At 37.5% G+C, this 13,093-nt stretch carries 13 protein-coding genes; 6 read left to right on the plus strand and 7 right to left on the minus strand.

The window, feature by feature from the left end; all coding sequences use genetic code 11:
* Positions 1–12: 12 nt before the first annotated feature.
* The 3 genes from IQ236_RS11470 to IQ236_RS28315 all read left to right on the plus strand — a co-directional run bounded on the left by IQ236_RS11470 (position 13) and on the right by IQ236_RS28315 (position 1,472).
* Complete coding sequence (locus IQ236_RS11470; RefSeq protein WP_193869366.1) at positions 13–783, plus strand: HepT-like ribonuclease domain-containing protein; 771 nt, start codon at positions 13–15, stop codon at positions 781–783.
* A 99-nt stretch (positions 784–882) separates the two neighbouring features.
* Positions 883–1,311 (plus strand): DUF2281 domain-containing protein, encoded by a 429-nt coding sequence (locus IQ236_RS11475; RefSeq protein WP_193869367.1) that lies wholly within the window; start codon positions 883–885, stop codon positions 1,309–1,311.
* A gap of 5 nt (positions 1,312–1,316) precedes the next feature.
* Positions 1,317–1,472: an N-acetyltransferase gene (locus IQ236_RS28315; protein WP_407676151.1), complete on the plus strand. Its 156-nt coding sequence runs from the start codon at positions 1,317–1,319 to the stop codon at positions 1,470–1,472.
* Between the two features lie 131 nt (positions 1,473–1,603).
* Here the strand turns inward: IQ236_RS28315 and IQ236_RS11485 are convergent, their stop codons facing one another.
* Complete coding sequence (locus IQ236_RS11485) at positions 1,604–2,890, minus strand: GH25 family lysozyme (RefSeq protein WP_193869368.1); 1,287 nt, start codon at positions 2,888–2,890, stop codon at positions 1,604–1,606.
* A gap of 442 nt (positions 2,891–3,332) precedes the next feature.
* On the opposite strand from IQ236_RS11485, the gene IQ236_RS11490 reads away from it, so the two are divergent.
* Entirely contained in the window at positions 3,333–4,001 is a 669-nt protein-coding gene (locus IQ236_RS11490) for a leucine-rich repeat domain-containing protein (protein WP_193869369.1), read from the plus strand.
* Positions 4,002–4,064: 63 nt separating this feature from the next.
* Here IQ236_RS11490 and IQ236_RS11495 read toward each other — a convergent pair whose 3' ends face one another.
* Positions 4,065–4,724, minus strand: a complete 660-nt coding sequence (locus IQ236_RS11495) for a DUF1361 domain-containing protein (protein WP_193869370.1) — start codon at positions 4,722–4,724, stop codon at positions 4,065–4,067.
* Between the two features lie 175 nt (positions 4,725–4,899).
* On the opposite strand from IQ236_RS11495, the gene IQ236_RS11500 reads away from it, so the two are divergent.
* Positions 4,900–5,748: a zinc metalloprotease HtpX gene (locus tag IQ236_RS11500; RefSeq protein ID WP_228041570.1), complete on the plus strand. Its 849-nt coding sequence runs from the start codon at positions 4,900–4,902 to the stop codon at positions 5,746–5,748.
* Between the two features lie 124 nt (positions 5,749–5,872).
* On the opposite strand, the gene IQ236_RS11505 is transcribed toward IQ236_RS11500, so the two are convergent.
* A complete protein-coding gene (locus tag IQ236_RS11505) occupies positions 5,873–7,237 on the minus strand; it encodes a hypothetical protein (RefSeq protein ID WP_193869372.1) in 1,365 nt (454 codons plus the stop codon).
* Between the two features lie 23 nt (positions 7,238–7,260).
* Between IQ236_RS11505 and IQ236_RS11510 the strand changes: the two genes are divergently transcribed.
* A complete protein-coding gene (locus IQ236_RS11510) occupies positions 7,261–7,524 on the plus strand; it encodes a hypothetical protein (RefSeq protein WP_193869373.1) in 264 nt (87 codons plus the stop codon).
* 56 nt (positions 7,525–7,580) lie between these two features.
* Here the strand turns inward: IQ236_RS11510 and IQ236_RS11515 are convergent, their stop codons facing one another.
* From IQ236_RS11515 to IQ236_RS11530, 4 genes are all read right to left on the minus strand, one after another.
* Positions 7,581–8,018: a hypothetical protein gene (locus IQ236_RS11515; protein WP_193869374.1), complete on the minus strand. Its 438-nt coding sequence runs from the start codon at positions 8,016–8,018 to the stop codon at positions 7,581–7,583.
* Positions 8,005–11,049: a CHAT domain-containing protein gene (locus IQ236_RS11520; RefSeq protein WP_193869375.1), complete on the minus strand. Its 3,045-nt coding sequence runs from the start codon at positions 11,047–11,049 to the stop codon at positions 8,005–8,007. The genes IQ236_RS11515 and IQ236_RS11520 overlap by 14 nt, the downstream gene beginning before the upstream one ends.
* A gap of 337 nt (positions 11,050–11,386) precedes the next feature.
* Positions 11,387–12,232 (minus strand): M28 family peptidase, encoded by an 846-nt coding sequence (locus tag IQ236_RS11525; protein WP_193869376.1) that lies wholly within the window; start codon positions 12,230–12,232, stop codon positions 11,387–11,389.
* 171 nt (positions 12,233–12,403) lie between these two features.
* Positions 12,404–12,637 (minus strand): hypothetical protein, encoded by a 234-nt coding sequence (locus tag IQ236_RS11530; RefSeq protein WP_193869377.1) that lies wholly within the window; start codon positions 12,635–12,637, stop codon positions 12,404–12,406.
* Positions 12,638–13,093: the final 456 nt, after the last annotated feature.

Raw genomic sequence — 13,093 nt, forward strand, 5'->3', positions numbered from 1 at the left:
AAGGAGAACAACATGACACATTCCACCCTTCTTCAATACGCCAAGAAATATGTTAATAAACTAGAAAAGCTGATCCAACAGGGGAATGCTTTATATATATCTTTGATGAAAAATGAAGAACGCATAATTTATGGAAGATTAAACAGCATTGATAATTATGATGATGATAGTGTTTATATGACCAGTAAGCTAGATCAAAATAAAGCAGCTTTGTGGAAGTGGCAGAAACAATGCTGCAATATACTTGAACAGTTACCCATTAAGGGGACTATTTATGAACACATACTTAATGAAATGCTAGAGATTGATTTCAAGAATGTTAGAGGCGTTGAAATCCAAGAATTAACTCTTGATTTAGAAGCTTTAAAAGAAGATTATCAGGAAGGATTTCTCGATAGTTTAATGTTACAAGCAGAAGGCGAGGTTCTATCTGATTATTTATTACAGGCGAAACAATTTTTTGACGACAAATATTATGTCGCAGCAGTTTTAATAGCAAGTTCGACTTTAGAATGTGCTATTAAAAAGGTTTGTGAAACGAAATTTGGCAAAGAAACACAAGGTTTATCTACAAAAAAATTGGTAGAGATTAGTAATTTTGCAAAAGGTAAGGGATTAATAGATAAGAAAGCACATGAAGAAATAAAAAAAATAGCTGATTTAAGAAATAAGGCTGCACATGGAAATTTTGAAATCTTTAATCCTGAATTTGAAGAAATAAAAGAAACAGTTCGAGAATTAATTTTTAAAATAGAGGTATATATTGAAAAATATATGCGTTAAATTTATGAAATTTATCACAGAAACGGTTTGGATGGTGCTATTTGATGAAGATATTGCTAGGTTTGTCACAGCAGTACCCGATAGATTAGGAGGATTGTAATGGTTCAATTTCAGCTATTTGATGGGGTTAAACTTATTGAAGATATTCCCTTAACCGATGGGGGAGCGGCTAATGAGGGAACCATCGGTACAATTGTGGAAGTTCTGGGAGAGGGAAAGGCGTATATTGTTGAATTGTTTGGGGGTTGGGTTAAGTACGATGAGAATGGTAAATTTATGTCAGCGACTCAGGATGAAGCTGAATCATTTATGGAGACAATCGGGGTAGAAACCGTTTATCCGCATCAATTAGTTTTAACAATTCCTGCTCGTGAAACGATGGGAGTACGCGAACACTTAACAGCAGTTTTAGATAATTTATCGGATGATTTAGTTGCTGAAGTTCGGGACTTTGCGGAATTTTTACAGCAGAAACAGCAACAAAAGCAAGTCAGTCCATTGCTCGCTGTTTTGCAGCATCAACTGTAACGGCTATCCTTGTCGATCCCCTAGCTAATAATACTCGCGCTCACCGCTTCTATGAACGTCTTGGCTTTAAATTTGTCGAGTCACGGCGGTTTGGTGACGATGACTGTTTTGTGTATTGTCTAAATCGGGAAGATTGGCAGTCTAACACCAATTTAGCCTAAGTGTAGTTGCAGATTCAGTTGATTTCCAAGGGATTCAAAAAATGTTCCCTGCTATAGCAGAATGATAATTAATTTTAGTTGCGGGGGTGGGTGCGCTTCTGCTGACGCACCCGACGATAGGGAGTGAGCGGTTATTTTTTGGGTGCAGGTTGTCGCCACTTCTTCCCAAATTCATCTAAAGTAGCAGGAGGAATTTGACTTTGTAACCAATCTAAAGCCGCTGCTTGGTTGGGTAAACCTTTGTAATATTTACAGACATCTTGTAATTTAATACTGGGTGTTGGTAAGGTTTGTTGATTCCATTGTTGAGCTAATTCACTTAAAATTGAGGGGGCAATTTTTTCCTGTAACCAACGCAAGGCTTGATCTTGACTCGGTAAACCCCGATAATATTTACAAACATCAATTAACTTAACGGAAGTGGTTTGAGCTTTGGGTTGATTTCGCCAGAGTTTAGAAAATTCTAATAACGTGGCTGAGGGAATTTGTTGTTGTAACCATGTTAATACTTGATCTTGACCTGGATTTCCTTTGTAAATTTTACAAATATCAATCAATTCAATACTAGGAACAGGTGCAGGTGTGGGTGTGGGTGCAGGTGTGGGTTCTGGAGTCGGTTCAACGTTCCCTACAGGTAATACAAAAGAATCTGAACGTCCCATTAATGCTGTCCAGGTTTTTAACCCAGCAATTCCATCTGCTCCTAACTGTTTAGCTTGTTGAAATTTGATTAAAGCTGTTTCAGTTCCAGTCCCAAAAGATCCATCAATCACCCCTGGATCATAACCTCGATTTTTCAGTAAGTTTTGAATTTTTTCAACTTTTGCTCCCTTATCTCCTTTGCGAACACTTTCAAATAAATTAACATCTACACCGCCACTAATTCCTTCTATTTGACCTTGATCGGTAAATTGCCAAAAAACCCAACTTTTCCAACCGCCAGGAATCATCGGTTGTTCGGCTGTGGTATAGTGAGCAATCCAGAGGGGATAATCAGAAAAACGAGTGGTATTGAGTTTTTGCCAAAATCCAGGATAAGTGTAGATAATAGGACGAAAACCGGTTTCTTTTTCCATCACATCTATCCATTGTCCTAGCCGATCACACAACGTTTTGGCGTCTAATGTTCCCATGGTTTCAATATCTAAAACTGGAGGCAGATCACCCTCTTGAAGTTTAACAATTTTCAGGAAATGATAGGCTTGTTTAATCGGATCTGTATCCGGTCTAAAGAAATGATAAGCACCCCGAATTAAACCATTGGCTTTTGATTGTTCCCAATAGCGCTTAAAAACCTCACAAACAAAGGTTTCTCCTTCCGTTGATTTGATAATAGCAAAGGCAATACCAGAACGGGCAACGGCTTGCCAATCTACGTTAGGCTGGTAATCAGAAACGTCAATCCCGCGAATACTCATTGGTTTAGATGTTTAGGAATTAGGAAAGTTAGCGATCGCTGTGTCAATTGTTATTTTAATCGCAATATTTTACAATACAGTTTCTATTTTAAACGATCATTCTCAAAATTAAAATTATCGGGTTCGGACTTTTTGCCTCGACCCAAGTGGCTGACTCACCGCAGTGATCGTGATGGCGCTAGGAGATCCGCAAAAATTGCCCCAGACCCAATATTGAAACTGTTGCTTGTTCGTCAGTTACAGCTTTTGAAGCTATTCCTGGAACAGGAGAGCCATGATCTGACAGACAACGGGAATCAATGATTATTGAAAAATATCCTAACTTCGGTGATATGCTACCCTAACAATAGGACAACTCAATGGAGTTCTAAAACGCTCTATAAACTCCATTAAAACGTCACTTTCCAGACTTGAATTCAACCTTTTAGCAGGATTTAAACCCATGAATCAATTATTAGAGAAAAGGACATTTAAACAGAAGCTAGGGGGGCTTTTATTATTGTTCAGCGTTGTGGGTTTTCCGGCTGCAAGTTTAGCACAATCACAACCGGATACACCTAGTTTTAAAACCTTTCAAGATTGGTGTTCTAATCGTCAACAGTTGTCACGTGAAGCTAGGAGAACTGTGGATGTTTTATTACAACAGGTGGGAACTTCCGATTGCGATCGCGCGAATCAAATGCTTTCTCAACAAGAACGGTTAGATTTAAGTACCTTTCTGATTTCTAATTTAAGTCCCTTAAAAGGATTAACTCATTTAACGTCATTGAAGCTTAATAATAACCAAATTTCTGATCTCACTCCCTTACAAAGTTTGAATAACTTACAAGAATTGGATTTAAGTTTTAATCGAATTACGGATATTAGTCCATTGCAACCTTTAACCCAATTAACCCGAATCAATTTAAGTTATAATCAGATTTCTGATATTTCCCCCCTTCAGAGCTTAACAAGTTTAATTGAAATCTATCTCAACCATAATAAAATTGTTGATATTAGCGATTTAAAAGATTTAACAAAACTTCGTTTCTTATTTATTCAAGATAATCCCCTCACCTCTACTCAATGTCCAATTAATCCCAAATATGTTTGTCGCTTTGATCGGGAATAATCTAGGCGTTGTCCAAGCCATTAAGAGATTCAAAATGGCTTTCATCCTGTCTCCTATTTGAATTTATCGCTTGATAATTTCTTCAGGATCTAATTCATCTAACCCTAAATAAAGTCGTCGAAACTGAAGCATTAATCCAAACGTAACCTGCTTCATTAAAGTATAGAAGATTGTAATCGCAACAAAAGTAATAAAAATGACAAATAAAGGCTTTTTAGTCGTTAAATCATCTAAGGTTTTAATGAAAACCACATCCGGCTGAGTGACTAAATCCCAACTATTAAAGCGCCGAAAGCGTCCCATGAATACTCCAATAGCACACAAAATATGGGTCAAGATTTCCGACAGAAAAATATATTGTTTTGCTCCTTCCTTTCTGAGATAATGATTTTGATTAATTAACGAGACAACATAAGCTTCTAACCCACTCAGAATGGCAAAAACATGAAGGGGAATAAAAATTAGAGTAATAATCCAAATCGAATATCCCGCACGAGTGGCGCGAATTAAATGAATAATATCCGTCAGTAAATAAGGCGCGTTAGGTAAAAAAGCAATAAAAATGACATAAATAATCCACCAAAACCAAGTTCGAGAAATATTTCTCCTCCGAAACAGCCAAAAACTTAAGACTAAAGGAATAAACGCCAAAAACAGATTCCAAATAATCCAACCACTGTGTCGATCAAAGACCTCTACGGCATCCGCTAACAGTTCTCTCATAGATTTCTGCGTTTATGGTAAAATTATGTTTGTTTAGTATAACAACTCCGTTCTCAGGAATTCCGTAAACCCGTATTATTTGGGGCTGTATTCCCTCCTAGTGTTAGCAACTTTCAGGTTAAAATAGAACTGAAAATAAACGGTTACAGCGAATCCTTAACCAAAAGAAGTGGGTATGAACCAATTTAAAACAGTTGCTTTACTAGGATTATTAACTGCTCTTTTAGTCAGCATTAGCTATTGGGTCATTGGGGGAACTAATGGCTTATTGGTGGGTATTCTGTTCGCCGCCGTAACGAACTTAGGGAGTTGGTATTTTTCCGATCAAATAGCCCTTAAAGCTTATAATGCTCAACCCGTTACCCCCGAACAAGCACCCGGTTTATATGCAATGGTACAACAATTATGCGATCGCGCTAATTTACCGATGCCTGGAGTGTATATTGTTCCCAGTGCGGCTGCTAATGCTTTCGCCACAGGTCGAGATCCTCAACACGCCGCCGTCGCTGTCACCCAAGGCATTATGAGTTTGTTACCCGAAGATGAATTAGAGGCCGTTATTGCCCATGAATTAAGCCATATCTATAATCGAGATACCCTCACCCAAGCGGTGGCTGCAACCGTTGCTGGCGCTATTTCTGGGTTAGCACAATTTGCGAGTTATGGGATGTGGTTTGGGGGGTCACGGGATAATAATCGCGGAGGAAATCCCATTGGATTATTATTAACAATAATACTAGCTCCGATGGCGGCAACGGTGATTCAATTAGCAATTTCTCGAACACGGGAATTTTCCGCCGATGCAGGTGCGGCTAAATTAACTGGAAATCCTAAAGCTTTAGCGAGAGCTTTGCAACGGTTAGATTTAACGGCCAGACAAATTCCCATTGCCGGAAATCCAGCCTTTGAACCTTTATTAATTATGAATAGTTTTTCGGGAAAAACAATGGCAAATTTATTTTCCACTCACCCGTCTACAGAAGCTCGAATTCAAGCATTAATGAAGTTAGAAGAAAAAATCTGATTCCTCTATAGCAAGTCTAAATAATTTGTGATCAAAACCCGTAGGGGTGGCGTCCCTCCCAACCCAGGTGACAAGAGGGTTGGAAGACCCAACCCCTACACGGATTATTATAAATCTTCATTAATTATCGAAAAAAACGAGATAATCCTAAAATTATTAATGAAATTAATACAGGTAAACTACTAATAAAAAAAGCCGGAGAAGTCATAAAGGAAAAATCGCCATGAGATTTAGGACGTTCGGGTTGGGTAGATAAAACACTCGCGGTAACGCCACTCATGGCTAATGCTGTACCAACGACACCAATCGTTAAATTGAGATTGCGATCGCTTTTTGTTTGTTCAATACTAATAATTCCTTCTATCGTTTTAATCGCATTTTCTAATAGTTTAAACCCACTATTTAAACTTCTTAAATCCGATTTGGTTTGTTCTAAATATTTTTCTTCAACATAATCACTAAAAAAACTTAAAAATTTTCGCGTTGCTTCTGGATTAGAATTAAAGTCTAATTCAGCAATACTGTTAACTCGTTTTTGATAATTCTTTAAATTCGTTTTAATCGTTGATTCTTGTTGCTCTAAACTAATTAATTTTTCAGAATAACTCCATAATACTTTCAATATCTTCGCTAATTCTTTCTGTAACTGGTTTAAATCTAACTGAGGTTGATCAACTTGTTTCTGTAGATCCTTAACCCTTTTTAGAATAATAGGATTGGCTTTTTTGAGTTCAATTTTTAATTGACGACTTTGACAATATGACCAAACAACCTTATTTCGATAGCAAAATAATCGCATCAGTTGAGGATAAATCTGTTCAACTTTTTTTGAAAGCTCTGACCAAGAACTATTGAGTTGAGCATCAAATAAACAAATGATTAAATGCACAGAATCACAAGTTTGATGTTGATGGGATGGCGGTTTCCAAAGTTCATAAAAATGCGCGCCTAAAAATTTACCTCTTTCTTTTAAATCTCGTTCCCAATTACCATCAGGAAATAAGTTGATTTGTTGATAACAATTTTTGGCTGTTTCTAAAGAATTTTGTTCATCAGAGGTTAACAAACCCCAGACAAACCAACTTTGTCCAATTGTTCCTTCACAGGAATTGAGTTGATTTTTAATCAGGGTTTTGATTTCTGATAAACTTTTTAAAGGTTTAGGAAAAAGCTTTTGAGGGTCATTTTGTTTTTCTCCAGAACAGTCTATTTGTAACCCATAGGTATCTCCTAATTTAACCGGGTAATAATAACCATCCCCCTGCTTTAACGGTTGTACACCAGACAATAAGGGTAAATAATCCCCATCTTTTTCCTCAACACGTTTAATTTTATTTAAAATTTCTGTATCAAGTTTCTCTCCATAAATTCGGGTGAAAAAATTACTCCTATTTTCCTCAATTTGGGTGTCTAATTCCCCCAACCCCTCCCCTAAATCATACAGAAATAAATCCACAGTCGGATAAATTAACTGCTCATTATCAACCATAATTAACTCTCCCCAATCGTAGGGTGCGTAAGCAAAGCGCACGCACCAAACCCAAATCTAAAAAGCAAAGCGCACGCACCAAACCCAAATCTAAAAAGCAAAGCGCACGCACCAAACCCAAATCTAAAAAGCAAAGCGCACGCACCAAACCCAAATCTAAAAAAATCCACAGATTAACCTCAAAAAAAATTTACACCTCAACCCTGGAAAAACCACACGCATCAAAACCCATAATAAAACACGCACCCAATAAAAAATTAAACACCCAACAATTTATTTTAAATTAATATGATTATTGATTATAAACTGTGGGTTGGTGCGTGCGCTTTGCTTACGCACCCTACTAGATACCGGAGGTTAAGAATAAGAGGGTTTTTGCGGCTTCAATTGGGTTAATATCCCCTAAGATTTTTTTTCCTAAAGATTCATTTTCATGAAGTCTGGTTTCAATCTGATGCAGAATTTTATCTAAATTTTGTTCGGGAATACGACTGGCTAAATTCTCAACTTCTGTACAAGTTGTGTTTTCAACCTCAGATTTATGATTCGGAATTACATCTAATCCTAAATTGCGAAAACTTGATTTAGACCCTAACCGTTTATAAGCAATGTGATAATTTTCTCGTAAACTAGAATTAGTAATTAACTTATATAATTGGCTTATATTTAAAGTTTCACTAATTTCATTTAACTGAACAACGAAATCCGCAGGTAACGGTTCAGATTGTTGAGTTAAGACGGCAAAAAACGCCGTTAATATTTCAACTTCAGAATCTTTCATAACCGCTTAAAATAAATGCAGCCCAATAGTAGGGATGCTGTAAAGGTGGATTTTGTTCTATTTTAGCAAGTAGGCCATCGACTTTGGATTTAAGCAATTCCCCGAAATGGGGTAACTCCGCTATTCTCGCTTCACACCAGTCTTTTAACTCCTGATGGGTTGCTGTTTTTAACCAGGTTTGGGTTTGGGTAAAAGCCTCAGTTTTTGATAACTTCAAAACTTGCCAACGATAATAAAATTCTATCACAAATAACGAACAAGTGAGGGACTCAACGGCCCATAATGTCCCTAGAACATGGTCAACTTGCTGCATTAAAAACCCGCTTGCGAGTCCCACATATTCACTCAAAATGGTTTGGTTTCCAGCAACGGCCGTTTCACAGGCTGCTAAACAAACTAATTGATAGGAATTGAGACAATAATTGGGTTGAATAATTTCTTCTAGGGTTAAGCGATCGCTCCCTTTTAAAAATAACATTGATGATTTAGGATCGTTCGTGTTATAATTACCATGACCTGCAAAGTGCAGAACTTGGTAATTTTGTTTTAACCCTTGGCTAACTTTTTCTAAGGTCGTTTCTTCTTCAGATAATCGAGTGGGATGATCAAATCTGAGACTAACAAATTCCGATTCAATATCCGCCACAGGTAAAGGCATTAATCGTTTTTTATTTCCTTCTCCCGCTTGAATAATACTAGGGGGATTTTCAATATTGAGTAAAGTTTGATTCGCCGGAATTCGAGGTGTTGATTGTAAGTTTTGACCAATTTTTAAACTCGGTAAACGGGTTAAACTGAAAGAAGGAGGAGCAGAATTACCCAAGGAAAATAGAGATTCTAGGGGTAAATAGTGTAAATCTCGATGGGGAACTAAAATAACATGATTAATTTTATCGAGTTTTTCGATAATTTCATCAATTCTGAGAATTTCTTTTAACGCTCTCAGGTTAGGAATCATATTTTGTCGCCAGTCACGGGATAAACGGTCATTATCAGGTGTTTTTTCTCGATATTCTTGATAACTTTTATTCCAATCTGTTAACCAATCTTCAAAATCATTTAAAGTTTGAATACTCGGTTGTTGAATCACTTCTAATTCGGGGTTATCCGGTTTTAAAATAAAGGTTGTTAAAGCAATAGGGCTAAGATGCCAATAGACAATAGCGGTTTTCTTCCCAGAATGACAGGTTTGCAAAAATTGTCGCATTTCCCCATAACTAAACTTGGGAATATCATCACTCCACCCCAACAACATCCAACCCAAACAGGTATTTTTCCCTGCTTCTGCTAACTCCAACCCTTTAATAAAATCCCCAGATTTCACCGCTAAATCAACAGTTAATTGATTAAATCCAAAAAACTCTAGGGACAGTTGTTGTTTTTTATAATTAGAAGGCGTTTCTTCAATCAACCGACGCAACCCATCCGTTGCTTCTCGTTGTAATTCCTCCGCTTTTTCAGTTTTTCCTGACTCCCATAAGACTTTAATATAATCTCGTAAAACCTTTAAATAGCTTTCAAGAAAATTGTTTGCTGTCAAGACCGTTAGGGCAGTATCATAACTCTTAATCGCTTTATTATAGTAATCCCTTACCTTTTGTCTCCGACCTTCAAAATAGTGCGCCCGACCCATTACATAATGCAACAGTCCCCAACCTTCCGGCTGTTTATCCTTTTTAACATAAGTTAATCCGATTTCACAACAAGTTATTTCTCCCAGATAACCTCGTTGATTCAGTTCACGATGTTTAGCAACAATTTGACTGAAAGAAGTTAAGAATGGATTAGGATGGGAAGATATTCCAGCAGCAATGCCTCGGTTTAACCAGGCTTCGTGTAAGTCCGGTTTAAATTCTAAAGCCTTGTCATAAGAATTAATCGCTTCCTCAAACCTTCCTAATTTATATAAAGCAGTGCCTCGGTTGCACCAGGCTTCGTGTAAGTCCGGTTTAAATTCTAAAGCCTTGTCATAAGAATCAATCGCTTCCTCTAACCTTCCTAAATCTCTTAAAGCATTGCCTCGGCTGTACCAGGCTTCGTGATAGTCCGGTTTAAATTCTAAAGCCTTGTCATGAGAATCAATCGCTTCCTCTAACCTTCCTAATTCAGCTAAAGCAATGCCTCGGCCGAACCAGGCTTCGTGATAGTCCGGTTTAAATTCTAAAGCCTTTTTATAAGAATTAATCGCTTCCTTAAACCTTCCTAAATGCTTTAAAGCAACGCCTCGGTTGTGCCAGGCTTCGTGTAAGTCCGGTTTAAATTCCAAGGCTTTTTCAAATGAATAAATCGCTTCCTGATACTTCCCTAATCTATCACATAAAATCGCGCCTCGGTTTAACCAGGCTTCGTATCCGTCCGGTTTAAATTTTAAAGCCTTGTTATAACAATCAATCGCTTCCTCAAACCTTCCTAAATCAGCTAAATCAACGCCTCTGTTGTTCCAGGCTTCGTATCCGTCCGGTTTAAATTCTAAAGTAGGACTCAAAATAACTTCTGTAGTGTTAGTATCGTCTGGTTGCAATTGAATGGCTTTTTTAAAATAAGAAAGAGCCTTATTAAAGTCTCCTAATCTAACTTGTTCAAGACTTTGATCAAGCCAAAAGTTATTAGAATCTTGTTCTAAAGAATTAACCGTTAACTCACTATCTGATCTTGAACTAATTCCCTCTAAAATTTCTCTCCCAATTCTTCCCGCAACAATTCCTAATTCTCCGCTCTCCAAATTCCCCAATAAAACCATCCGCCGTGCTAATTCTTCCTGGGGAGTTGGGTTATCTGCGATGCGTTGTCCAAACCCTTCCAACCAGGCGACAAACTCCCCCTGTTTCAGTTGATTTCCCATTAACCATCCCTTCACCTCACCCCGACTTGCACCTTGATGCACCCTCTCCAACAATTGCAAAAATAACCCCTCATATTCCGTATCGCTACGGTTAGGATGAACAGGGTTTGAGGGTGGCGGAGGCGGTGGTTGTCGGTTCAGGAGTCGTTGCAGTAATTGTTTAAAAAACCGAATAATTCGTTGCAACATACACCCAATCCCCTCCGCACATTCATTATTATTATGACTATAGCAAATCTGAATAATTTGTGATTAAAACCCGTAGGGGTGGCGTCCCTCCCATCAGTGTTAACTTAACGCCAAAACCCTTGAAATAAATTTCAGGCGTAGGGGCGAGGTTACCTCGCCCCTACAAACCCGTTAAAACGGGTTAAGAAAAACAGGTATTTAGTTATCTTTAGATAACGTAGAGACGTTGAATGCAACGTCTCTACAGCCCGAAATGCAAGTTCAGGGCATTATGACTTGCTATATACTAATCATAACAACCCAATTTTTCTATATTTTTTTAGCTTATTCCTCCAATTTAAACTCGCCGTAAACCTGCCATTAAACCTTGACAAACTCTCGTGAGAAAATCTAAATCTAAAGTTTCTAGGGTATCTGTTGGTTGATGGTAATGGGGATTTCTTAAATTTGCCGTATCTGTCACCATAATTGCTGAATATCCTAAATCCCAAAAAGGAACATGATCACTGCGTCGGGTATCAGGAACTATCATCCCTCGGTTGGGAACCGGAAGCCATTCACAAGGGGTTTTTGTTTGGCGAATTCCGCGACTAATCTTAATTAAATCAGGAATGGTTTTTAAATTACCAATTAATGCAATATAGTCGCCAGAATTCGGATAAAAATATTTTAATCCAGGGGGATAAATTTGAGAATTCGGGTTAGAATTACAATACCCTAACATTTCCAACGATAGCATCAAGCGAATCGGTTGGTTTTGCTCTTTTAAACGTTGAGCATAATGTTGACTTCCGACAAAACCATATTCTTCTAAATCAAACGCTACACACTGAACCGGATATTTGAGGGGATGTTCCGCAATGGATCTCGCTAATTCTAATAAAACCGCAACACCTGTAGCATTATCATCAGCACCCGGACACCCTGGAACAGCATCATAATGGGCACCAATTAGAATAATAGAATCTTTTGATTTTGATAAAGCGGGTAAATTTAGAATTAAATTTTGATGGGTTCTTCCAGTTTGTTGAAACTCATCTGTAATTACCGTTCCCCATGGTTGGAGTTGCTGACGAATATATTCTCGGACATAAAAATGACCCTCAGAAGCTAGGTAAGGGTCACGTTCCCGAATCATCTGTTGTAGATGTTGAGTTAATTGGGCTTTTAAAGGAAACTGCATTCAATCATCTTAAAGAAAGTTTTTCTTTAGATTTATTTTAACATGAATTGGAAAAAATGAGCTTGAGCAACTTACTAAAAACGAATTGATTTTAAGAGACAATCATAAACAATTTTTATCAAAGTTTCCTCTCCGATCCCAGAAATTATTGATTAGGATGAGAGATAGGAATTATCCGATATTATCTCTTAAACGAACTCTGGGATCTTTGCCATCTTGTACCCCCTGAAATTCAGTATCCACTTGATCCCATAAGTAAATAAAAGGTAAAGTTGCTAAGGTACAGGATTTCCAATGACTTTGAACGGGAGCATGAAACATTTGACAAATTCCCCCCCGTCGCCCCTCTGGCTTATAATACCGACAATTGCGACAATTTGAGGGAACTGTATTTTCCCTGGTCATGTTGAACTCTCCCAAATCCTATATAAATTCAATTGTCTATGATTAATAGGTTTTACTTTGTTGTCTAACTTACAATTACTCTATATTTTTGTTAAGTTTAATGAAGCTTAGTCTTGAAGGAAAAATCTTTATTAAGACGGTTGACAAAAATGCCCTTTTCTACAGGGAAGGGATCTAATAGAATTTCGTTAAAAAAGATACAAAAATTCTCTCATGACCCGCCGATCTTCGTCAACCTTAACCAGAAATTAAAGTTCTGCCCTGATACCTGTCGAGGTTTGCGGTAAAATTGTCAAAAGTTTCCTGAAGTTAAAATTAAAAATTACCCAGTTTTGAATCAGATTGATTTGATTGAATTTTTCTGGAGTCAATAAAAATTAAAAACCCTCAAAGCCAAGCCCTTAAAAGTTGACGGTTTACAGATAACTGTGTACAGTCAACAGTTAGGGACTCCAA

The organism is Planktothrix mougeotii LEGE 06226 (assembly GCF_015207485.1).
Classification (GTDB): Bacteria; Cyanobacteriota; Cyanobacteriia; order Cyanobacteriales; family Microcoleaceae; genus Planktothrix.

What these genes read in the sequence shown, in the direction of transcription:
- IQ236_RS11470 (WP_193869366.1), top strand. Translation starts at nt 13, where the DNA reads ATGACACATTCCACCCTTCTTCAATACGCCAAGAAATATGTTAATAAA.
- IQ236_RS11475 (WP_193869367.1), top strand. Translation starts at nt 883, where the DNA reads ATGGTTCAATTTCAGCTATTTGATGGGGTTAAACTTATTGAAGATATT.
- IQ236_RS11485 (WP_193869368.1), bottom strand. Translation starts at nt 2,890, where the DNA reads ATGAGTATTCGCGGGATTGACGTTTCTGATTACCAGCCTAACGTAGAT.
- IQ236_RS11490 (WP_193869369.1), top strand. Translation starts at nt 3,333, where the DNA reads ATGAATCAATTATTAGAGAAAAGGACATTTAAACAGAAGCTAGGGGGG.
- IQ236_RS11495 (WP_193869370.1), bottom strand. Translation starts at nt 4,724, where the DNA reads ATGAGAGAACTGTTAGCGGATGCCGTAGAGGTCTTTGATCGACACAGT.
- IQ236_RS11500 (WP_228041570.1), top strand. Translation starts at nt 4,900, where the DNA reads ATGAACCAATTTAAAACAGTTGCTTTACTAGGATTATTAACTGCTCTT.
- IQ236_RS11505 (WP_193869372.1), bottom strand. Translation starts at nt 7,237, where the DNA reads ATGGTTGATAATGAGCAGTTAATTTATCCGACTGTGGATTTATTTCTG.
- IQ236_RS11515 (WP_193869374.1), bottom strand. Translation starts at nt 8,018, where the DNA reads ATGAAAGATTCTGAAGTTGAAATATTAACGGCGTTTTTTGCCGTCTTA.
- IQ236_RS11520 (WP_193869375.1), bottom strand. Translation starts at nt 11,049, where the DNA reads ATGTTGCAACGAATTATTCGGTTTTTTAAACAATTACTGCAACGACTC.
- IQ236_RS11525 (WP_193869376.1), bottom strand. Translation starts at nt 12,232, where the DNA reads ATGCAGTTTCCTTTAAAAGCCCAATTAACTCAACATCTACAACAGATG.
- IQ236_RS11530 (WP_193869377.1), bottom strand. Translation starts at nt 12,637, where the DNA reads ATGACCAGGGAAAATACAGTTCCCTCAAATTGTCGCAATTGTCGGTAT.